The following is a 21,744-nucleotide window of genomic DNA, read 5'->3' as shown; positions in this document are numbered from 1 at the left end:
TAATTTTAAAACAAAATACAAATGAATCAAGAGTCACAGAACGTTACTGATTATCCTAACAGTAACACTATTTTTATGGTGTGGAAGCTACAAGAGGGCCCTCAATTGAAAAAAATATTTCAGCAACTATGCGCTTTGGTTTTAAATCTTAACAATTCTGTTTTCAACAGATTTCCGGATAGCAGAGCAAGCTGTATTATGGCGATTGGATATGAAGCATGGAAAAAAACTGGATCTCCCAACACCACTTCCTAAAGAATTAGCCAATTTCGAAGAAATAAAAGGGGTAAAACATACTGCTGTTGCTACTCCCGGCGACCTGCATTTTCACTTAAGGGCAAACAATAAAAGTATTTGCTTTGATATGGCCATTGAGATATCAAAATTATTAAGCTCCGTTGCTGAAAGTATATTGGAAATTCATGGATTTAAATATTGGGATGCCAGGTCAATTTTAGGGTTTGTAGATGGAACCGAAAATCCGCACGGAGAAGACCGTGATTATTTTGCAAAAGTAGGAGACGAAGATTTAGCCTATAAAGGGGGAAGCTATCTTTTTGTTCAGAAGTACCTTCACAATATGGATGCATGGAAAGGACTTTCGACTGACGAACAGGAAAAAGTGATCGGAAGGTCAAAGGAAAATGACATTGAGATGTCTGATTCCGTAAAACCATCTAATTCCCACATTGCTTTAGCCAATATTGAAGGTGAAAATGGTGAAGAATTAAAAATCGTTAGAGATAACATGCCATTTGGGAATCCATCAACCAATGAATTCGGAACTTATTTTATCGCATATGCAAGCACCTTTACAACAGTGAAAAAAATGCTTACCAACATGTTTATTGGCGATCCGGCAGGGAATTATGACAGGATTTTAGATTTTAGCACTGCTAAAACAGGGACATTATTCTTTGCTCCAACCCGAGATATGCTGGACGCTTTTTCGGGATAAAATACGGATCAACTGTTATTATATTTATCAATTAAAATAAAAAAATATTTTTTGGTGTAACCTTTTTGAAATCCTGTTGTCTTTAAAGTAGAAACTAATCTTAAATGAAACTTTTGTTTGGAAATAAAAAAGAGGATTTGCTTAGCCGCCTGAAAAAACAGGATGCGGCTGCCCAGAAATTCTTTTATGATCAAAATGTAAAAAAATTTCTAAGTGTAAGCAAAAGCTACGTCAGTGATCTGTATCAGGCAGAAGATTGCCTTATCAGAGCATTTTGCAAGATTTTTCAACATATTGAAAGTTTCAGAGGAGATGGTAACCTTGAGGGATGGGCAAGAAGAATTGTTGTTAATGAATGTTTAAACTTTATCAAAAGCCGTAAAACCGTTTTTTTACCTCGATGAAATCAACCAATCTTTCATGGATGAAAGCAATGAAGAGGAGCTAGTATTTGATTTTAATGCCCAGGAGCTCTTGGATCAGTTGCCGGATGCATATAAAATGGTTTTTAACCTTTATGTTTTGGAAGGATACTCTCATCAGGAGATTGCCGATACACTACAGATCTCCGTAGCCATGAGCAAGACGCAATTATTCAGAGCAAAAGAGAGATTAAGAAAAATTTACTTTCAACAACAAAAAACACTAAAAAATGAACACTATTAAAAATAATTTTGAAAATCAGATCAGAAAACAAATTGAAGAAAGGGAAATAAATCCTTCCAGAGATTTGTGGTCTGAAATTCAGAATCACACACAGAATAATCGTCCAAAATCAAAACTTAACTGGTTATTGGTTGCAGCGTGTCTTATCCTGCTTTTCAGTTTAGGCTCTGTTCTGGTATTTTACAATAAACAAAAGCCTTCAGAAGTTCAGATTACAGAAAGAAAAATACCTTCCGGTGCAAAGAAAGTGATAAGAGAAGTGGTAAAAGAATCTCCGGCAATGGTGCTACAGGATGTAAAAAAGAAGGACGAGACAAAGAATACTGAACCATCTGAGAATTTAGGGGCCCCTGAGGCAGTTGTATCCAGAGATAACAAAAAATTACCGGTCATTAAAGAAAACACTTCTGAGTTAGTACCTGTTATTATAGAAACACCTCCTGCCAAAATTATTGCACAGACGGATTCTGCAAAGGTACCGGCTGGCAGGAAAAGATATGTTGACCCCTCAACATTGCTTTTTTCGGTTGAACATAAAGATGCCATTGAAAAGACCAAAGGCAAAAGTAATGTTGCGACTATCGATCTGAACGGCAAATAATAATTTTAACGATAAAAAAATAATAATACTATGATCAAGAAATTTATCCTGATAGGATTCGTGTGCCTTTTTTCTGCCACAGCATATGCACAGAAAAAGCCTACGTTTAATCTTCCTTCAAAAGAAGAATCCGATGTGAGTCCTATGGTCAAGGAAAAAGTAGAAGAATATGCTACAGAGATTAATACAATTATTCAGGAGGAGAAAAAACTTATGGAAGCTGAGCTTTTAGATCTTCAGAGCAAAGGACTCGAAAAGAATGAGTTTAATAAGCAGAAAGCAGACATTGCAGATCGCTTTTCAGAAAAAATTGACCAAAGGATACGGGATTTGGGTTTTGACCTCGATATGGTGATTCAGAAACAGGTGAGGTATTCACTTCTCAATACTGATGTTACTTCCAAGGAAGAACTAAGGGCGAAGCTTTTGAAGAAGTTCAGGCCGACAAGAAGTTTGGATGGTTATTTCTCTTATGGAGTAATGACGCTTACAAATAATTTGTCCGATAATGACCTCGATAAGCATATGGGATATTCCAATAATCTGGAATTCGGCTTTAAATTTAACTATCAATTTAGCAGAACCAGTCCATGGGGTCTTATTTCCGGTGTTGGATTTTCCTGGAGAACACTGCGTTTGGATGATAATATGATTTTTGCAAAGGATGCCAATTCGAATGTCCATTTGCAGAAATATCAGGGAAGTATAGATAAAAGTAAGTTGAGAACGGGCTATATCATGATTCCTCTGGGTTTGCAGTATAATTTTTCAAAACTTAAAAGTGCAGGAATGGATATTCAGTACAGAGATTATAATAAGGGATTCAAGGTTGGAGCTAATGTGTATGGAGGGATAAAAATGTCGAGTAATAATATCTTCAAAGGAGACGGATTCGACTCGAGAGACCGTGCGAATTACCAGGTCAATCCTTTCGTATATGGTGGTCAGGTTACACTTTCCTATAACGATTTCAGTATTTTTGTAAAGAAGGATTTCAGCAATTTCTTTAAAGATGATACTTTTAAAAATGATAAAGCACTGATTTTTGGAGTAGCCCTTTGGTGGTAAGAAAACACATATATTTATATAAATCTATTGAACAAAGGCCGGAAAATGATTTTCCGGCCTTGTTTATGAAATTACATTGGCGGTTCTTCCGAACACATGTCTGCTTCTACAAAGCACATTCCAGAAGTACATGGATTTCCTGAAGGTGCGGATAAGCAGCAGCCATGATATCCGTTGTAAATGATGTGACGGGTTCCACTCGGACAAGTATGTCCACCCACTATTTTCTTTAAATTTTCTCTGTTAAGCTTTGCAAGATTTTTCATAGTTATTAGTTTAAATATTTATGTATCACTAATTTATGAAAAAAAATAATCAGAAGATCAGTGCTTAAATGCTTAAAACAAAAGCCTTAGATTTCTCCAAGGCCTTTCTGTTTGTTACTTTAAGCTTCCGACCATGTCTTCCGGTTTTACCCACTCATCAAATTGTTCAGCGGTTAAAAGTCCTAGATTAACGGCTTCTTCTTTTAATGTTGTTCCGTTTTTATGGGCTGTTTTTGCAATTTTAGCTGCATTTTCATAACCAATATGGGTATTTAAAGCAGTTACCAACATTAAAGATTTATCAACAAGCTCTTTAATTCTCTCATAATTAGGTTCAATTCCAACAGCGCAGTGGTCGTTAAATGAAATGCATGCATCAGCAATTAACTGAGCTGACTGAAGAAAATTATACGCCATAACAGGCTTGAAAACGTTTAGTTCGTAATTTCCCTGGGTCCCGGCGAAGGAGATGGTAGTGTCATTTCCTAAAACCTGCGCACAAACCATAGTTAAAGCTTCATTTTGAGTAGGATTTACCTTTCCGGGCATGATAGATGATCCCGGTTCGTTTTCAGGAATATGAATTTCCCCAATCCCGGAACGGGGTCCCGAAGCTAATAATCTTACATCCTGGGCGATCTTAAATAGTGATACGGCCAATTGTTTTAAGGCTCCATGGGATTCCACTATGGCATCATGGGCAGCAAGTGCCTCGAATTTGTTTTCCGCAGTTATAAAAGGATGATTGGTAAACTTTGCAATATATCCCGCTACAGCTACATCATAACCTTTTGGAGTGTTAAGGCCTGTTCCTACTGCAGTTCCTCCTAAAGCTAATTCAGAAAGATGCGGAAGAGTATTTCGTAATGCTCTGAGACCGAATTCCAGTTGAGCTACATAGCCTGAGAATTCCTGTCCAAGAGTAAGAGGAGTAGCGTCCATTAAATGGGTCCTTCCGATTTTTACGACATTTTTAAAAGCATTAGCTTTTTCGGCTAACGTATTTTTTAGTTTTTCAACCGCAGGAATGGTTACTTCAATTACTTTTTTATAGGCAGCAATATGCATTGCGGTAGGATAGGTATCATTGGAAGATTGAGACTTGTTCACATCATCATTCGGGTGAATTTCAGATTTATCACCAAGTGTTCCGCCATTATTAACATGAGCCCTATTTGATACTACTTCATTGATATTCATATTCGATTGTGTTCCGGAGCCTGTTTGCCAGATAACCAATGGAAACTGATCATTGAGCTTTCCTTCCAGAATCTCATCACAAACCTTCGCGATCATATCTCTCTTTTCAGCAGCAAGAACTCCCAGATCGGTGTTGGCATAAGCGGCTGCCTTTTTCAGATAAGCAAAAGCTTCAATAATTTCATGAGGCATTGAACCTTCCGGTCCGATCTTGAAATTGTTTCTGGATCGTTCGGTCTGCGCTCCCCAGAATTTATCAGCAGGTACCTGCACTTCGCCCATGGTGTCTTTTTCTATTCTGTAATTCATTGTGGTTGAAATTTTTATAAAGTTAAAGATAAACTATAAAATTCACAATTTATAATGGTTATAAATATGAAAGGTTATTGGTGATTTTACTCATGTTTTTTTAAGTATGTTTTATTTTTGCATAAAGAAAAAATTGAATGGAATTTAGATATCAGGATCCGTATCCGATTCAGAAAGATGATACGGTTTACAAGAAGCTTACATCAGACTATGTGAAAGTAGAACAACTTGGAGAAAGAGAGATTTTAACAGTAGATCCTAAAGGATTGGAGTTATTGGCTGAAGAGGCAATGGCTGATGTTTCTTTTATGCTTCGTTCTTCTCATCTTGAAAGCCTTAGAAGAATTATTGATGATCCTGAAGCTACTGATAACGATCGTTTTGTAGCGTACAACTTATTACAGAATGCTGCCGTTGCCGTAGAAGGAGCCCTTCCTTCCTGCCAGGATACCGGAACTGCTATTGTAATGGGGAAAAAAGGAGAAAATGTGTATACAGGAGTAGATGACGGGGAGTATTTAAGTAAAGGAATATATAATACATATCAGAAGAGAAATCTGAGATATTCACAAATCATTCCTTTGAATATGTTTGACGAGAAGAATTCGGGGTCAAATTTACCTGCTCAAATCGATTTATATACCAAAAAGGGAAACTCTTATGAGTTTTTATTTTTAACAAAAGGAGGTGGTTCAGCAAATAAGACCTTCTTATATCAAAAGACCAAATCTTTACTTAATGAAAAATCTCTTGAAGAGTTTATTAAGGAGAGAATTTCAGATCTTGGAACCGCTGCATGTCCACCTTACCACCTTGCTTTGGTCATTGGAGGAACATCTGCGGAAGCTAACCTGGCAGCAGTGAAAAAAGCTTCAGCTAAATATTACGATGATCTTCCTACTTCCGGAAATGAAGGCGGACAGGCATTCAGAGATCTTGAATGGGAAGCTAAGGTTCAGAAGATTTGTCAGGAAAGTGCAATTGGGGCTCAGTTTGGAGGAAAATACCTAACACATGATGTAAGGGTGATCAGACTTCCTCGTCACGCAGCTTCTTGTCCTGTAGGAATGGGAGTTTCATGTTCAGCAGACAGAAACATTAAAGGTAAAATTACCAAAGAGGGTATCTTCCTTGAACAACTGGAAGAAAATCCTAAAAGATTTTTGCCTGAAACAGCGCCCCACCTGGAAGAGGCCGTTGAGATCGATCTGAATAAGCCAATGCCGGAAATTCTGGCTGAGCTTTCCAAATACCCGATCAAAACCAGATTAAAGCTAAACGGAACTTTAATTGTGGCAAGAGATATTGCCCATGCGAAAATTAAAGAATTGATCGACAGTGGAAAACCGATGCCTGAATATTTTAAAAATCATCCTATATATTATGCAGGACCGGCAAAGACCCCAGAAGGGATGCCTTCCGGAAGTTTTGGCCCAACAACAGCCGGAAGAATGGATGTATATGTAGATGAATTCCAAAAAAACGGAGGAAGCATGATTATGCTGGCCAAAGGAAACCGCAGCAAGGATGTAACAGATGCTTGTAAAAAGTACGGAGGTTTCTATCTCGGTTCTATCGGAGGTCCTGCGGCTATCCTTGCCAAAGACAATATTCTTTCCGTAGACGTAGTTGATTTCCCGGAATTAGGAATGGAAGCGGTAAGAAAAATAGAGATCAAAGACTTCCCGGCGTTTATCATTACAGATGATAAAGGGAATGATTTCTTTGCAGATCTTGCGCATTAATTAGTTTAAAATCAAAATAAATAATAAAATAGAGCCTGTATCTTTTGTGTAAAAAGGAAAAAAGTTCTATTTTTGCCTAAAATCTATAAGAAAAATGATGTTATCAGCATTTTGGCCGTTTTATCAGTTCCTTTGGACCATCTATTTTGTAACAATGTTCCTGGTAGGATTCTGGTGTATCTTTATGTTTTTTGGATTAGTAATCCCAATGTGGTTAAGCGAAGGTTTGATGGAATACTTCGGTAAAGTAAAGCCTTTCGATCCGGAAGATATCAGAAGAAAAAAAGTATATGAGCAGGAAGGAGTAGAGGTAATCTTCAGCGAGCCTAAAGGTAACGGCCCTTTCTTACACGATAGTCACGGACATCATTAATTGATTGTCATTGCTTTTCCGCCTTAATTCCGGGAAAGTGATATCAAAGCAAAACAACATATACAAAACCACTTAATCTGATTAGGTGGTTTTTTTATTTACTGGTTTCTCAATTTCTCCGGAGAAAGTCCGAATTTCTTTTTGAAGGCCCTTGTAAAGTTTTGTACATATTCATATCCACATTCTATAGATATTTCCTTGATCATGATCTCCTTGTTGATGATCATTTTTTTTGCCTTAAGCATTCTGAGGTCTGAGATATAATCTGTTATGGTCATATTATACTGGGACTTGAAGGCTTTTCGAATGCTATTCTGATTAATTCCTATAATCTTGCCGATTTCTTCTACCCTGATATTTTTATGGAAGTTTTCATCCACAAATCTTTTAATGGCTGATGCGGTTTTAGGAGAGATTTCATTTGTTTTTTTTTCAACAAACTGTTCAATCATTAAAATCAGGAGTTTGATTATTTTAGCTTCGATCAGTAATTTTTGTGTAATTCCTTTTTTGGGATTGCTTAATATTTCCTTGACGATCATATGCATTTCCACTGTCATAAGTGGTGGAGTTTCCTTATGAAGAAATATATAATTATTATTCACCATTTTTTTTAAGATATCTGCGCTTTCGTGGTCAGATTCAGGTTGAATCAGTTTTTCCATATACTGATAAGTAACCTGAATTTGGAGATATTTTAGTTTTTCGGGATTTTCTGTCCAGAGTAATGAGGTATTTTCCTGGGAGGAATAATGTAATATATATTGATTTTTTTTGAATAAAAACCTTGTTCTACAATCCTGGGCCTCCAGATAGATGCCTTGACTAAGTAAAAAGAGAAGATTGAAGGTATTTTGACCCTCAGTCATAATTGATTTCGAGGATTGTTCGGGGCAAACTTCTTCCTGTATTATTTTAAAGTCTGCGGATCTGAATAATAATCCTTTTTTAGATTGTTCCTTCATGTGGCAATCTCCTTACGATATGGTACGATTGATATTTAGTTAAACACCCGATAACAAAAAGTTTGAAAATGATAACTTCAGATTACCTGAGTAGAGTACTTTTGCGCAAAGTTAAATTTAAATTTAGAATAATTAAAAATAATATTCATTATGTTGAAAATTTTATATTTTACAATGCGAAAATTGGTGCTGGGACTGGGGTTGTTCATTGGTGGAAGTATCCTATATGCTCAGCAGTGGGAAAATGTAGGTTTGAGCACAATTGTTTCTACGGGAGGGAGTAGTAATAATAATCTGGCTATAGATCATTCAGGGAACTATTATTTATCATATTATGATGTGTCTGTTGGGAAAGGCTCGGTTCAGAAATTTGACGGAACCGGTTGGTCTTATGTAGGCGGAAGTGCAGGGATAACAAACGGATCAGCCCTTTACAATTCACTGACACTTGACAGTTCAGGAAATCCCTATTATACCAATCAGATCGGTTACCCGGGTTCCGGTCTGGAAGTACGTCAGTATACTGGTCTTGCATGGGCACAATTACCCAATGTTACATCGAATTCAGTAAATTATCATGCTTCGGCAGTATCATCCTCCAATGTTTTATTTACATATAGTAACGATGAATCCGGAACTGTTAAACGTTATGTAAACGGATCCTGGGAACAGGTTGGAAATAGTGGTTTTTCTAATGGAGCAGCATTTGCTGAAATGGTAATAGGATCAGATAATAAGGTATATACTTGTAGTGTAGCGAACGGAGTTAATGTATATCAAAATTCAACGGGGGCAACAGCTTCCGATAATTGGACATTGGTTGGTGGAAGTGTTGTTGATGCTTCTTCATCAGGAGAACAGTATTATTCAGATATTGCAATTGATAGCAATAATAATTTGTATGTTGCTTATGTTTCCAATGCTGCGAATGGAAGGAAAGTAAATGTTAAGAAGTTTAACGGAACTTCCTGGGTTCAGGTTGGAAATGCTTATTTTTCATCAGGAGCTGTTCAGTATACCGCAATTGCAGTAACACCTTCCGGTGAACCTTATGTAGCGGTTAGTCGATGGGAAAATGATAATCATTTAAGAAATACGGTTTACAAATTGGACAATGTAACTCAGTTATGGGGTGCTTTTGGAGGGGATTTTATTTCCGATGGAGGAGCTACATTTAATGATCTCGCGATCGATACATTGAACAAATATCTGGTTTTGGCTTATTCTCAGGATGGAACACGCGTAAAAAGAATTTCAATTGCCGGTTCATCTCAAACCTGTACCAATGCAGATCCGGGAAATAATCCCGGAGATACAGGATGTGTTTCTTTTACCTATAACGGAAGTCAGGTTTCTTATTCTACTGTTAGAGGTAAGGATGGGAAAATATGGCTTCAGCAGAATCTGGGAAGCATTCAGGTAGCTACCTCAATGACAGATGAAGATTCTTACGGAGACTTATTTCAGTGGGGGAGATGGGATGATGGACATCAGAAAAGAAATTCTCAAACAGTAGGCATTCCTACGCCGAATTCTCCAGATGGGTTAACCGGAATTACTTCTTTTGTAACCGGATCCTGGTGGAATGCCAATTCATTAACAGATCACTGGTCAGCAAACAATATGAATGCGGTAAACTCAGGAAACGGATATGATCCTTGTAAAGCAATAAGCCTGGATTGGAAAATGCCGAGCCAGGCAGATTGGGCTGCATTGCAAAGTGCTGAAGTAATCAATAATCCTGCAACCGCATACAGCAGTACTTTAAAATTGCCTGCGGGAGGATACAGAGGAGCTTCAACAGCTGACTTTACTTTTGTTGGGCAAAGAGGCTATTACTGGAGTTCCACCCCGTCAGCCTTCGGAGCCAAATACTTTTATATCGGGAATACTATTGGAAATCCAAATGCAGGCGGACCAAGAGGCCAAGGACAATCGGTAAGATGTGTCAAGGATGTATCTGCGCTAAGTACTTCCGAAATCAGACTTAATACAATAAGTGTATATCCAAATCCAACGAATGGAATTGTTAACATTGATGTGGATTCAGCAATAGAAAATGTGCAGGTAATGAATGCAGTAGGGCAAATTGTCAAAATTCCGTTTTTCAATAACAAGATTAATATGCAAGGAATTGCTAAAGGAGTTTATATGGTTCAGGTAAAGTTAAAGAGCGGGCAAACTTTTTCAAAAAAAATCATTAAAAACTAATACTTTACTATTGATTATTTAGAAGGTAATCGGTAAAGACCTTTGTTTTCAAAACTTATTCATATTCAATATATGACATTTTAAAAGATAGTTCATTTTTTAGTTAAATAAACCCGCAGTGTATACTATATTGTACATTGCGGGTTTTGTTTTAGGTTAAATTTTTGATTGATTTAATTTGCAATAGAATCTGCTTCAATAATAGCTTCAGCAAAAGCTTTCGGAGCTTCCTGCGGAACATTATGGCCTATTCCATTGAGGATTTTATGTACATATTTACCGGTAAATTGTTTGGCATAAGCTTTTCCATCTGCAGCGGGACCATCAAAATCACTTGCTATAGTAATGGTGGGTACATTAATAACGGGGCGTTTGTCCAAACGTTTTTCAAGATTGTCATATTTGGGCTCTCCTTTGGCCAGGGATAACCTCCAACGATAGTTATGAATAACAATTGCCGTATGATCGGGATTTTTAAAGGATTCGGCTGTCTGATCAAAGGTTGCCGTGTCAAAATTCCATTTTGGTGAAGCAGATTTCCAGATCAGTTTATTGAATTCATATGCATTTTTAGCATATCCTTTTTCACCTCTGTCGGTAGAAAAATAATATTGGTACCACCAGCCATATTCAGCTTCCGGAGTTAATGGATTTTTATTAGCTTCTAAATTTGTGACTAAATATCCGCTTACAGAAACAAGAGCTTTTACTCGTTCCGGCCATAACGCAGCCATAATGTCTGCTGTCCGGGCTCCCCAGTCGAACCCTCCAACTACTGCTTTGTTTATTTTAAGGGCATCCATCAAGGCAATGATATCCAGGGCAACAGCAGATTGCTGGGCATTTCTCATTGTATTTGGAGAGATAAAACGGGTCGTTCCAAATCCTCTCAGATAAGGAGTAATTACTCTGTATCCTTTTTGTGACAAAATCGGAACTACTTCATTGTAACTATGGATATCATATGGCCATCCGTGAAGAAGAATAACAGGAGTTCCGTTGGCTGGTCCGGCTTCAGTATACCCGATATTGAGTACACCTGCATCAATCTGCTTTAAAACTCCGAGCGAACTTTCCTGATCCTGAGGATGAGCGGATGTTTGCTGTGCGTGGAGCGAGCCCGTTGTAATAAGAATGAGAAAAACGGCATTTAGAATCAGCTTTTCCATTACATTTTGAATTTTGAATCTTTGTAACATAGCTTTAGATTTTTGATTTTTTGGAGTGATTTTTATTTATGATTCAAAAGTAGGACGATTCGTAAAGCCTTACCATTGTTACTTATTTCAACCGGGCATTATTAATCGTGAAGCGGTCATTTTAAATTGTGAATGATTAATTAGTAATTTTTGTGTATTATTTTGTTTAAAATAAATTGCTTTTAAGAAATTAAACTATTTTAGTATATAAATAGAAAAACGACCCTTATGAAGAAATTTTACTTTTTTATATTGCTGTTGATCAATTTTTTTGTGTTCGGACAAATCAACTATATCATTACTCCCGGACAGTTTAACGAAACAGATCAGATCACACTGACAGTTCCTGGTGATCAGATTGATGAATCGGCTTGGAACGTTAGTAACCACGCGATTTATATTTGGTCATGGTCACTGGATACCAACTATATGAATAGTCAGAATTGTCCTACAAATGGGAGCTGGGACAATTCTGATGATCAGAATAAACTGAATTATAATTCAACGACAGATACGTATTCACTGACTTTTACACCAACAACTTTTTTGGAAGAACAGGAATCGGAAGATTTGGTTTTCTATTAAAAGACAAGGCGGGAACCCATCAAACTTCTCCGGATATTTTTGTAAATGTAGGTGTATTAAATCTCACCCTGACAAATCCGCTGCCAAATAGCTTGACATCTGTACCTTCAGGAGGTTCTGTTTCTATATCAGCAACAACAAACGTCGCCGCTAATTTTCAATTAAAAGCTAATGGAGTTGTTGTAAATTCAACATCTACTCCTTCTGTTTCGTACTCTTACACCTATATGGTATCTGCAGATGCTGATATGGAACTCATTGCTACAGATAATTCCGGGACTAAAAATGCGAAATTCATAATACAGATTCCAAGAAATGTAATATCTCAGGCTATTCCTTCATGGATACGTCAAGGCATTAATTATCATCCTACCGACAATACAAAGGTTGGTTTAGCATTGTATGCTCCCCATAAAAACTTTGTGCATGTCATCGGAAGTTTTAATAGTTGGACAGTAAATGATAATTACCTGATGAAAAGGGATACTACAAACACTGATTTATATTGGATTGAGTTAGATGGGATTACTCCGCAGCAGCTGTATACTTTTCAATACCGAACGAATGACCTGAAAAAAGTAGCAGATCCTTTTTCTCCGCAGATTTTGTCTTCTTACGACGACCAATGGATTCCGTCATCCACATATCCCAATTTGCCACCCTTTCCTGCGGGACAGAATTTTGAAGCTTCTATGTTTAAAACAGGGCAGCCAAATTATAATTGGCAGGTTACCAATTTCCAGAGACCAGATAAAGAAGATCTGATTGTATACGAGTTGCTATTAAGAGATTTTACACAGGAAAAAAACTGGCAATCTCTTATCAATAAGATTACCTATTTAAAGAATTTAAAAATTAATGCGATTGAGCTTCTTCCTATTATGGAATTTGAAGGAAACCTTTCATGGGGATATAATACCTCTTTTCATTATGCATTAGATAAAGCCTATGGGACACCGGAGAAATTTAAAGAATTTGTAGATCTGTGCCACCAAAACGGGATTGCTGTGATTTTAGATGTGGCATTTAATCATGCTACGGGAAGGTCTCCATTGGTAAGATTATGGAATATTGATCCTGACGGGGATGGATATGGGGATGTAGCAGCTAATAATCCTTATTTTAATCAGGTTCCCAAACATTCTTACAATGTTTTCAATGACTTCAATCACACAAGTTCAGCCACGAGATATTATGTTGAACGGACCTTGCAGCAATGGCTGACGGAATATAAAATTGATGGTTTCCGTTGGGATCTCACCAAAGGATTTACCCAAAATTGTTCCGAAAATGATGAGAACTGCACGAATGCTTATCAACAGGACAGGGTAGATATTTTAAAGTACTATGCGGATAAACAGTGGGCAATTGACCCTAATTCATATATGATTTTTGAACATTTAGGAACAGATGCAGAAGAACAGCAATGGGCCAACTACAGAGTTGCTGAAGGAAAAGGAGTGCTGCTTTGGAATAAGCAAACAGAGCCTTATAACCAGAATACAATGGGATATAAGGAAAACAGCAATTTTGACCGGATGAATCATCAGCTTCACGGATTCACCAAAATGAATGCTGTAGGATATGGAGAAAGCCATGATGAAGAAAGACTTATGTTTAAAAATTTAGAATATGGCGCGATAAACGGTGCTTATAGTGTAAAAAATCTTGATACGGCTCTTGAAAGGATGAAAGCTTTTGGAGCGACCTTCTTTACCATACCGGGACCGAAAATGATCTGGCAATTTGGAGAACTTGGTTATGAATTCAGTATTAACCGATGTGCCGACGGAACCATTAATAATGGTTGCAGAACCGACGAAAAGCCAATTGCCTTTACATTAGGTTACGATAACAACCCAAACAGAAAAGCGGTCTATGATACATGGGCGCAAATTATTACCATTCGAAATACATATCCCGTGTTTAAATCAAAAACCTATACAGTAGAATCCAATAACCTTTCTAATGATCCGGATGGATTGATAACCAGGATATTTGTTTATGACAATCTTCTTAATAACGGGATGAAAAATGTAGTAGTTCTGGCGAATTACAATACAACAACGAAGAATGTTATTCCTTATTTTCCATATACAGGTCAATGGCAGAACTTAATGGATCAAACTATTTCAAATATTACCTCGACTACCGCTCCTATTGTATTACAACCCGGAGAATTCAGGATTTTTGGGAATTATACAGGCAATTTATCTACTGTGGATGAAAATGCACCTAATAGACTATCTCTTCAGGTAATGGAGAATCCGGTGCATAATAAAGTAGTAAAACTAAAATATTACAAGGCTAAGAATGGAGTAATTGCATTGTATGATATGACAGGTAAAAAGCTGGAATCATTCGCGCTCAAAAATGAGAGTGGAACTTATGAGTTTAAAATGGATTATGCTGCAGGAACTTATCTTGTTCATCTGAATTCTGAGTCGGGAATTGCGATACAAAAGATCATCATTAAATAGTTTGAATGTTAAATGATTCTTTTGTACAATTGTATACTATTTAGTTTTTTTACTTTGTTGATCGTGCAAATTAGTACTTTAAAGAAGTTAATATGTATAAGGGGGCCAAAGACGGTATAAATCAGAAACTAAAGGAGTTTCAAATTGAATTAATAATTCATATCTTTGCAGCCACAAAATTTCTATAATGTCCAAGTCATTAATTCCAAAACTGGAAGCTATAAAACAACGATATAATGAGGTTGCCGACCTTATTATCCAGCCTGATGTTATTTCTGATCAGAAAAGATATTCTTCTCTGAACAAAGAATATAGCGATCTGGGAAAAATCGTTAAAGTGTACGACCAATATAAAGCGGCATTAGATACAATTGAAGAATCTGATGAAATTATTGCTGATGGTTCAGACAGAGACCTGGTAGATCTTGCTAAAGAAGAAAAATTAGAAGCTCAGGCAAAACTTCCTGCTTTTGAAGAGGAATTGAAAGTATTGCTGATTCCTAAGGATCCTGCAGATGATAAAAATATCATTGTGGAATTGCGTGCAGGAACAGGGGGTGATGAAGCAGCTATTTTTGTGGAAGATATTTACAGAATGTATACCATGTATTTCAAAACTAAAGGTTGGAGACATGAAGTAACAGACTCTAATGAAGCTGCAAAAGGCTATAAGGAATTGATCATGAAAGTGGAAGGTGAAGGAGTGTACGGAATCATGAAGTTTGAATCCGGAGTTCACCGTGTACAACGTGTACCTGAAACTGAATCCCAGGGAAGAGTACATACTTCTGCCATTACTATTGCTGTATTACCTGAAGCTGAAGAAGTAGATGTGGAGATCAATCCTGCAGATATTGAAATGCAGACTTCGCGTTCCGGAGGAGCTGGGGGTCAGAACGTAAACAAGGTTGAAACAAAAGTTCAGTTGACTCACAAACCTTCAGGTCTTGTGGTGGTATGTCAACAGGCACGTTCTCAGCTGGCTAACCGTGAATTAGCAATGGAAATGCTTCGTGCAAAATTATACGACATCAAACTGCAGGAAGTTCAGGGAGATATCGCTGCACAAAGAAAAACGATGGTATCTACAGGAGACCGTTCAGCAAAAATTAAAACCTATAATTATCCTCAGGGTAGGGTAACAGATCATAGAATCAATAAATCGATGTATAATCTGGATGCCTATATGAATGGGGATATCTCTGAAATGATTGATGCTGTAATCATGGCTGAGAATGCAGAAAAAATGAAGGGAGAAGAAGATAATTATTAAATTTTTTAAATTAAATAAATAAAATAGCCTCTGTTTTCAGAGGCTATTTTATTTTAAATGTCTCATTCGTAACACCAATCTATATTATGAAAGCTTACAGAGCTATTATTTTTATAAAACGGTATTTTCCAAACGATTAGATTGTATGGTTTGAAACAAATGGGAGATGTCTTAATTGACAAACAGCCCGGATCGGATTGTCCCTAACCTTACCGATTTTATTTTGAAAGTTTTAATGTAAAATATTAATCAAATTGAGCCTGTATAACAGGTTTTTTTTATTTGATGATATTATGTATTTTTGATAAAATCCTTTGAAATGAATTTTAAACCGATCTTATTAACAGCTGGAGTTTTATTTTCAGCATCTTTTTATTCACAAAAAATGACTTATCCTAAGGCCCTAAAAGGTAATCAGACTGATACCTATTTCGGAACTGCTGTGGCGGATCCTTTCAGAGATTTGGAAAATGACTCCCAGCCCACTAAAAAATGGGTGGATGAAGAAGTTGCTTTCAGCCAGAATTACCTTTCAAAAATACCCTTTAGAGAAAAAATAAAAAATCAATTGAGGGATATCTGGAATTATGAAAAGATTTCTGCACCTTCAAATGAAGGAGATTTTACTTATTATAATAAAAATGACGGGCTGCAGGCACAATCCGTGATATACAGAACAAATAATAAAACGAAGACTACAGAAGTATTCCTTGACCCCAATAAGTTTTCTGAAAAAGGAACCACTTCTCTTTCTCAGCTTTCATTTAATAAAAAAGGGAATTTAGCGGCTTATTCTATTTCTGAAGGTGGAAGTGACTGGAATAAAATTATCATTATTGATGCTATTACAAAGAAGCAAATCGATGATACATTGACGGATGTTAAATTCAGTGGTATTTCCTGGCAAGGAGATGAAGGATTTTATTATTCCAGCTACGATAAACCTAAAGAGGGAACTGTGCTTTCAGGGATGACCGATAAGCATAAAGTATACTTTCACAAATTAGGAACAAAACAATCTTCTGATCAACTGATTTTCGGAGGAGATAAAACACCAAGGAGATATATCGGAGCAAATGTTTCTGAAGATCAGAGATATCTTATCATATCAGCTGCTAATACTACAAGCGGGAACGAATTATATATCAAGGATCTTAAAAATGGAGGTGATTTCATACAAATTAATAAAGGATTTGACATTAGTGCGGGTATTGTAGATACGGAAGGAGATAACTTGTTTATTTTCACGGATAAAGACGCTCCAAATATGCGTCTTGTAAAAACCAGCATTAAAAACCCTTCTCTTGAAAACTGGATCGATGTCATTCCTCAGACAGAAAATGTATTGGGAATTTCTACCGGTGGAGGATATTTCTTTGCAACATATATGGTAGATGCCATTGATCAGGTAAAGCAATATGATAAAACGGGTAAACTTGTAAGAGATATAGTTCTTCCGGGAAAAGGAAATATTTCAGGTTTCGGAGGAAAGAAAGATGAAAAAGAACTTTACTTTTCTTTTACCAACTATATTACACCGGGAACAACTTATAAGTTTAACGCTGATACTGGTAAATCAGAGGTTTACCAGAAACCAAAGGTAAAATTCAATCCTGAGGATTACATATCTGAGCAGGTATTTTATACATCAAAAGATGGAACGAAAATTCCTATGATGATTAACTACAAGAAAGGGGTAAAGCTGGACGGTAAAAATCCTACTATTCTTTATTCTTACGGAGGTTTTAATATCAGCTTACAGCCATCATTCTCTGTTGTCAATGCGATCTGGATGGAGAATGGAGGAATTTATGCAGTTCCGAATATCCGTGGAGGTGGGGAGTATGGTAAGAAATGGCATGATGCGGGAACAAAAATGCAAAAGAAAAATGTATTTGAGGATTTCATTGCTGCCGGAGAATACCTGCAAAATAAAAAATATACTTCGAAAGAGTATATGGCGCTTTCTGGAAGGTCAAACGGAGGATTGCTGGTTGGAGCTACGATGACCATGCGACCTGATCTCGCTAGAGTAGCATTTCCAGGAGTAGGTGTTCTGGACATGTTGAGGTATAATAAATTTACGGCAGGTGCCGGATGGTCTTATGACTATGGAACAGCAGAAGACAACAAAGAGATGTTTGATTATCTAAAATCTTATTCACCGGTACATAATGTAAAGGCCGGAACTTGTTATCCGTCGACTATGATTATTACAAGTGATCATGATGACAGGGTTGTTCCAGCGCATTCATTCAAATTCGGTGCTGAACTTCAGGAGAAACAAGCCTGTAAAAATCCAATCCTGTTAAGAATTGAAAAAAATGCAGGACATGGAGCCGGAAGATCGACCGAACAGGTTATTGGTGAAAATGCGGATTTAATTTCTTTTGCTTTGTTTGAAATGGGAATTAGATTGTAATTGATTAATTTTTTTTAATAAAATATACAAATTGTTAAACCGAAAGATCAATCTTTCGGTTTTTTTGCACGAAAAAATGTGTAATTATTTAATTTTTTTTTGCATTTATGGTTTATTTTTTTAATATCAAATGTATAAGGAGGGGTTAAATTGATGCTTTAGTTGATTATTAACTTTTTTGATGTGTTATTAGTATTTTTTGTTTTTATTTTTGTTGAAATGCTTAACGTTTTTATTAAAATAAATGTAATTTATGAAAAAGAAAGTTCTACTTATTTGTGCACTAGCTGCTGGACTTACCAGTAGTTATGCTCAAAGATGGGAATCCGTATCTCAAAAGACTTCCCAGTTACGAAAAGAAGTAGAGGTTAAATATGCTTATAAAGTAGATTTAACTTCGCTCAGAAATTTATTAAAAGATGCTGTTGAAACAGGAAACAATGCCAAACCTGTTGTTATTAATTTACCTACGGTAGAGGGAAAAATTGAAAAGTTTGCTGTGTACAGTAATCCTGTTATGGAGAAATCTCTGGCAGATAGATATCAGTTAGGTTCATATGTTGGGGTAGGTATTGATGATCCTTCCAAATATGTAAGATTCAGTACCTCGCCGACTGAAATGCAATCTATGATTATTAAGGATGGCGTATTTCAATTTATAGAACCTATTTCTACAGATAAGCAGACATATGGAGTCTTTTACAAGACGAAGAGGACTGAAGGAGATCATGGGTTTGAATGTACAAGTGAGGAAAAGAGCTTTAAAGATATAAAGACGCTGGAGGGTAACGGAAAAAAAAAGCTTTCTAGTGTAGGAATTACAAGTAGACCTTCCAGTACAAAGTATAGAACATATAAGCTTGCACTGTCTGTTACAGGTGAATATACCCAGCATTTTGGCGGAGTACCTGGTGCTGTTGCACAGATGAATACGACGATGACTCGTGTAAACGGAGTATTTGAAAAAGATTTTGGAGTTAAATTAATTGTTCAGGATTTGCCAACAATTGTTTATAGTAACCCTGCTACAGATCCATATTCTGATGCTGCTGCTGGATCGGCAGGAGCTTGGAACTTAGAATTACAAAATACTTTAACAGCCAATGTAGGAAATGCTAATTATGATATTGGACACTTATTCGGAGCTGATGGAGGAGGGGGAAATGCAGGATGTGTTGGGTGTATTTGTGTAGATCCGTCGACTGCAGAGCCAGAAGGTAAAGGTTCCGGATTTACTTCTCCTTCAAATGGAAATCCAAGTGGTGATACTTTTGATATCGACTATGTTGCCCATGAAATGGGGCATCAGTTAGGGGGAAACCATACTTTCTCAAAAAGCACTGAAGGTTCAGGAGTGAATGTAGAACCTGGGGGTGGAACAACGATTATGAGTTATGCAGGAATTACACAGGACAATGTACAAATGAATTCCGATGCTTATTTCCACTATGCTTCAATCAATCAAATACTAACAAATCTTGAAGGTAAGCCGGCTGCTTGTGGTATATCTCAAGATATTACAACGAATACTCCACCTGTAATTTCTCCTCTTACATCTTATAGCATTCCAAAAGGAACAGCATATTATTTAGATGCAGTAGCAACAGATGCTCAAAATGACCCATTGAAATATACATGGGAACAATATGACAGTGTTGATGACTTCGCTTCAATTTCAGGAGATAGTGGATGGGGATACAATACTCAGGGATCCTTAGCAAGATCTTTCTTTGGAACAGCAAGTGGAAGAAGATATTTTCCAAGTCTGCCTTTAGTAATGAATGGTACTCTTACCAATAAAGCGACATGGGAAACAGTTCCTTATGTGCCTAGAACTTTACACTATGCAGTGACAGTAAGAGATGAGAATACTGTAAGACCAATGTTATCTTCTTCTGAGACTACTGTAACAGTTGGTAATGATGGACCATTTAAATTTAACGGATTAACTGCTTCCTCGGTATTATATAATAATGCTTCAAACACGATCCAATGGGAGGTGGCTAATACCAATGCAGCTCCTTATAATGTTACCAATGTGAAAATAGATTATACAACCGATAACGGAAATACATGGACTGATCTGGTAGCTACTACTCCCAATACAGGCAATTATTCCGCACAAATGCCAAGTAATTTAACAGGTGCTGTTAAGTTTAGAATATCAGCAATTGGAAATATATTTTATGCGGTGTCTCCTCAGGTTACTATTGGAACAGCCCCTACATCAACGACTAATGCTCCTACAGGAGTTTTCGTACTGCCTTCTGAAATTTTAAAGACCACGGCAAGAGTTTCTTGGAACAGTGTTCCCGGAGCTAATACTTATTCTATTAACTATAGAAAAGTTGGTGAAGTAAATTGGGCTAATGCGGTAAGTAATACTAATTCTGTTTCTTTAACAGGTCTTGAAGACGAAACCAGTTATGAAACCCAAGTTGCAGCTGTAGTAAACAATGTACCTGGAGCATTCTCTACGAATTATACTTTCAAAACGAAAGGTTTAAGAACAGGAGTTGACTATTGTTTGATGACTACGGGGGGGAATAATCTTCTTGCACCCTACTACAGCGGGCTTATTCAATTAAATCTGGCTAATGTTAATTATTTCTCAGGTAACTTGAATACTGCAGCTAGAACCTATTTGGATTTTAGTGAAGATGCCAGTAAATTAATCAACTTAACAAAAGGTACTCAATATACTATTTCATTTAGAAATTTAGGTCATGGTCTTGGAACTTATAATGACTGGTTAGAAATATGGATTGATTATAATAGAAATGGTACTTTTGAAGCCTCAGAAAAGATAGGATCTAGTGGTGCCGTTCCTGTTTATAATGCTGCAAATGATCTTAATTTCCATGATGGGACGATTGTATTTACGGTACCAGCAACTGCCTACTCAGGTGACAAAACATTAAGAATGAGAGTGGCAAGTACTTTCTTTAATCCTGCTACTGGGCCATGTGGTACTTCCTCTATTCCGGTAGGTGGCGGTGGAGTAATTTCAACGGGTTCTTTTAGAGACTTTTCTGTAAAAATTACAGGAGCACTTGCTGTGGATGAAGTAAAAGGAACAAAATCTGAAATTGAGATTTATCCAAACCCTGCCGATACCTTTGTTGAAGTTAAAAATCTTAAAGGAAAAGCAGATTATAAGATCTACAGCGCTGAAGGAAGACTAGTACAAAGCGGTAAACTGGAAGGTCAAAGAATTAATGTAGCTTCACTTATTAAAGGAATGTATGTTATTACCATTACCGGTGAAACTAAAACATACAGTACAAAGCTGATTAAGAAATAATAAAGTTAAAAATTAGATCGGAGCCGGACAATTGTCCGGCTTTTTATTTAGCTATTGGTTTTAATAACAGGTGTTTAACTGTAGTTTCATGTTTCATTCAAAAAAATTAACTTTACGGG

General features: G+C 36.7%; 16 protein-coding genes and 1 pseudogene. 13 read left to right on the top strand and 4 right to left on the bottom strand.

Translation table 11 applies throughout. The features are described 5' to 3' along the window. Positions 1-21 precede the first annotated feature (21 nt). The 5 genes and pseudogenes from MTQ00_RS15000 (at position 22) to MTQ00_RS14980 (ending at position 3,293) form a co-directional block, all read left to right on the top strand. Positions 22-958 (top strand): annotated as a pseudogene (locus MTQ00_RS15000) (Dyp-type peroxidase). Between the two features lie 104 nt (positions 959-1,062). Next, a complete protein-coding gene (locus MTQ00_RS14995; RefSeq protein ID WP_273650102.1) occupies positions 1,063-1,362 on the top strand; it encodes an RNA polymerase sigma factor in 300 nt (99 codons plus the stop codon). A 16-nt stretch (positions 1,363-1,378) separates the two neighbouring features. Beyond that, positions 1,379-1,624, top strand: a complete 246-nt coding sequence (locus tag MTQ00_RS14990) for an RNA polymerase sigma factor (RefSeq protein ID WP_273650100.1) — start codon at positions 1,379-1,381, stop codon at positions 1,622-1,624. Beyond that, a complete protein-coding gene (locus MTQ00_RS14985; RefSeq protein WP_273650098.1) occupies positions 1,611-2,225 on the top strand; it encodes a hypothetical protein in 615 nt (204 codons plus the stop codon). Before MTQ00_RS14990 ends, MTQ00_RS14985 begins: the two co-directional genes overlap by 14 nt. 30 nt (positions 2,226-2,255) lie before the next feature. Continuing rightward, positions 2,256-3,293 (top strand): outer membrane beta-barrel protein, encoded by a 1,038-nt coding sequence (locus MTQ00_RS14980; protein WP_172281352.1) that lies wholly within the window; start codon positions 2,256-2,258, stop codon positions 3,291-3,293. Between the two features lie 71 nt (positions 3,294-3,364). Here the strand turns inward: MTQ00_RS14980 and MTQ00_RS14975 are convergent, their stop codons facing one another. Both MTQ00_RS14975 and fumC read right to left on the bottom strand, forming a co-directional pair. After that, entirely contained in the window at positions 3,365-3,559 is a 195-nt protein-coding gene (locus tag MTQ00_RS14975) for a hypothetical protein (protein ID WP_172281350.1), read from the bottom strand. A 114-nt stretch (positions 3,560-3,673) separates the two neighbouring features. Then, the gene (fumC, locus tag MTQ00_RS14970; protein ID WP_273650095.1) at positions 3,674-5,068 is read right to left on the bottom strand and encodes a class II fumarate hydratase; all 1,395 of its coding nucleotides are present in this window, start codon (positions 5,066-5,068) and stop codon (positions 3,674-3,676) included. Between the two features lie 137 nt (positions 5,069-5,205). On the opposite strand from fumC, the gene MTQ00_RS14965 reads away from it, so the two are divergent. Both MTQ00_RS14965 and MTQ00_RS14960 read left to right on the top strand, forming a co-directional pair. Next, positions 5,206-6,813 (top strand): fumarate hydratase, encoded by a 1,608-nt coding sequence (locus MTQ00_RS14965; protein ID WP_273650094.1) that lies wholly within the window; start codon positions 5,206-5,208, stop codon positions 6,811-6,813. Between the two features lie 94 nt (positions 6,814-6,907). After that, a complete protein-coding gene (locus MTQ00_RS14960) occupies positions 6,908-7,186 on the top strand; it encodes a hypothetical protein (RefSeq protein ID WP_172281344.1) in 279 nt (92 codons plus the stop codon). Between the two features lie 98 nt (positions 7,187-7,284). On the opposite strand, the gene MTQ00_RS14955 is transcribed toward MTQ00_RS14960, so the two are convergent. Further along, entirely contained in the window at positions 7,285-8,151 is an 867-nt protein-coding gene (locus tag MTQ00_RS14955) for an AraC family transcriptional regulator (protein ID WP_273650092.1), read from the bottom strand. A 150-nt stretch (positions 8,152-8,301) separates the two neighbouring features. Here MTQ00_RS14955 and MTQ00_RS14950 point away from each other — a divergent pair, with 150 nt between their 5' ends. After that, positions 8,302-10,362, top strand: a complete 2,061-nt coding sequence (locus MTQ00_RS14950; protein WP_273650091.1) for a T9SS type A sorting domain-containing protein — start codon at positions 8,302-8,304, stop codon at positions 10,360-10,362. Positions 10,363-10,535: 173 nt separating this feature from the next. Here MTQ00_RS14950 and MTQ00_RS14945 read toward each other — a convergent pair whose 3' ends face one another. Further along, the gene (locus MTQ00_RS14945; protein WP_273650090.1) at positions 10,536-11,561 is read right to left on the bottom strand and encodes an alpha/beta fold hydrolase; all 1,026 of its coding nucleotides are present in this window, start codon (positions 11,559-11,561) and stop codon (positions 10,536-10,538) included. A 228-nt stretch (positions 11,562-11,789) separates the two neighbouring features. Here MTQ00_RS14945 and MTQ00_RS14940 point away from each other — a divergent pair, with 228 nt between their 5' ends. From MTQ00_RS14940 to MTQ00_RS14920, 5 genes are all read left to right on the top strand, one after another. Next, the gene (locus tag MTQ00_RS14940; protein ID WP_273650089.1) at positions 11,790-12,146 is read left to right on the top strand and encodes a hypothetical protein; all 357 of its coding nucleotides are present in this window, start codon (positions 11,790-11,792) and stop codon (positions 12,144-12,146) included. Positions 12,147-12,238: 92 nt separating this feature from the next. Further along, a complete protein-coding gene (locus MTQ00_RS14935; RefSeq protein WP_273650088.1) occupies positions 12,239-14,626 on the top strand; it encodes an alpha-amylase family glycosyl hydrolase in 2,388 nt (795 codons plus the stop codon). A 187-nt stretch (positions 14,627-14,813) separates the two neighbouring features. Beyond that, on the top strand, positions 14,814-15,899 hold the full coding sequence (gene prfA, locus MTQ00_RS14930; protein WP_172281336.1) for a peptide chain release factor 1: 1,086 nt from the start codon (positions 14,814-14,816) through the stop codon (positions 15,897-15,899). Positions 15,900-16,218: 319 nt separating this feature from the next. Continuing rightward, the gene (locus MTQ00_RS14925) at positions 16,219-18,321 is read left to right on the top strand and encodes a prolyl oligopeptidase family serine peptidase (protein WP_273650085.1); all 2,103 of its coding nucleotides are present in this window, start codon (positions 16,219-16,221) and stop codon (positions 18,319-18,321) included. A 253-nt stretch (positions 18,322-18,574) separates the two neighbouring features. Further along, positions 18,575-21,625, top strand: a complete 3,051-nt coding sequence (locus MTQ00_RS14920; RefSeq protein WP_273650083.1) for a reprolysin-like metallopeptidase — start codon at positions 18,575-18,577, stop codon at positions 21,623-21,625. Positions 21,626-21,744 lie beyond the last annotated feature (119 nt).

Source organism: Chryseobacterium sp. B21-037 (assembly GCF_028570785.1).
Classification (GTDB): domain Bacteria; phylum Bacteroidota; class Bacteroidia; order Flavobacteriales; family Weeksellaceae; genus Chryseobacterium; species Chryseobacterium proteolyticum.
The sequence above is the reverse complement of the archived record's forward strand: the minus strand, read 5'-3'. Positions and strand labels throughout refer to the sequence as shown.

Excerpts from the sequence above, each read along its gene's own strand:
- MTQ00_RS14995 (WP_273650102.1), top strand. The coding sequence starts at position 1,063 with ATGAAACTTTTGTTTGGAAATAAAAAAGAGGATTTGCTTAGCCGCCTG.
- MTQ00_RS14990 (WP_273650100.1), top strand. The coding sequence starts at position 1,379 with ATGGATGAAAGCAATGAAGAGGAGCTAGTATTTGATTTTAATGCCCAG.
- MTQ00_RS14985 (WP_273650098.1), top strand. The coding sequence starts at position 1,611 with ATGAACACTATTAAAAATAATTTTGAAAATCAGATCAGAAAACAAATT.
- MTQ00_RS14980 (WP_172281352.1), top strand. The coding sequence starts at position 2,256 with ATGATCAAGAAATTTATCCTGATAGGATTCGTGTGCCTTTTTTCTGCC.
- MTQ00_RS14975 (WP_172281350.1), bottom strand. The coding sequence starts at position 3,559 with ATGAAAAATCTTGCAAAGCTTAACAGAGAAAATTTAAAGAAAATAGTG.
- fumC (WP_273650095.1), bottom strand. The coding sequence starts at position 5,068 with ATGAATTACAGAATAGAAAAAGACACCATGGGCGAAGTGCAGGTACCT.
- MTQ00_RS14965 (WP_273650094.1), top strand. The coding sequence starts at position 5,206 with ATGGAATTTAGATATCAGGATCCGTATCCGATTCAGAAAGATGATACG.
- MTQ00_RS14960 (WP_172281344.1), top strand. The coding sequence starts at position 6,908 with ATGATGTTATCAGCATTTTGGCCGTTTTATCAGTTCCTTTGGACCATC.
- MTQ00_RS14955 (WP_273650092.1), bottom strand. The coding sequence starts at position 8,151 with ATGAAGGAACAATCTAAAAAAGGATTATTATTCAGATCCGCAGACTTT.
- MTQ00_RS14950 (WP_273650091.1), top strand. The coding sequence starts at position 8,302 with ATGTTGAAAATTTTATATTTTACAATGCGAAAATTGGTGCTGGGACTG.
- MTQ00_RS14945 (WP_273650090.1), bottom strand. The coding sequence starts at position 11,561 with ATGTTACAAAGATTCAAAATTCAAAATGTAATGGAAAAGCTGATTCTA.
- MTQ00_RS14940 (WP_273650089.1), top strand. The coding sequence starts at position 11,790 with ATGAAGAAATTTTACTTTTTTATATTGCTGTTGATCAATTTTTTTGTG.
- prfA (WP_172281336.1), top strand. The coding sequence starts at position 14,814 with ATGTCCAAGTCATTAATTCCAAAACTGGAAGCTATAAAACAACGATAT.
- MTQ00_RS14925 (WP_273650085.1), top strand. The coding sequence starts at position 16,219 with ATGAATTTTAAACCGATCTTATTAACAGCTGGAGTTTTATTTTCAGCA.
- MTQ00_RS14920 (WP_273650083.1), top strand. The coding sequence starts at position 18,575 with ATGAAAAAGAAAGTTCTACTTATTTGTGCACTAGCTGCTGGACTTACC.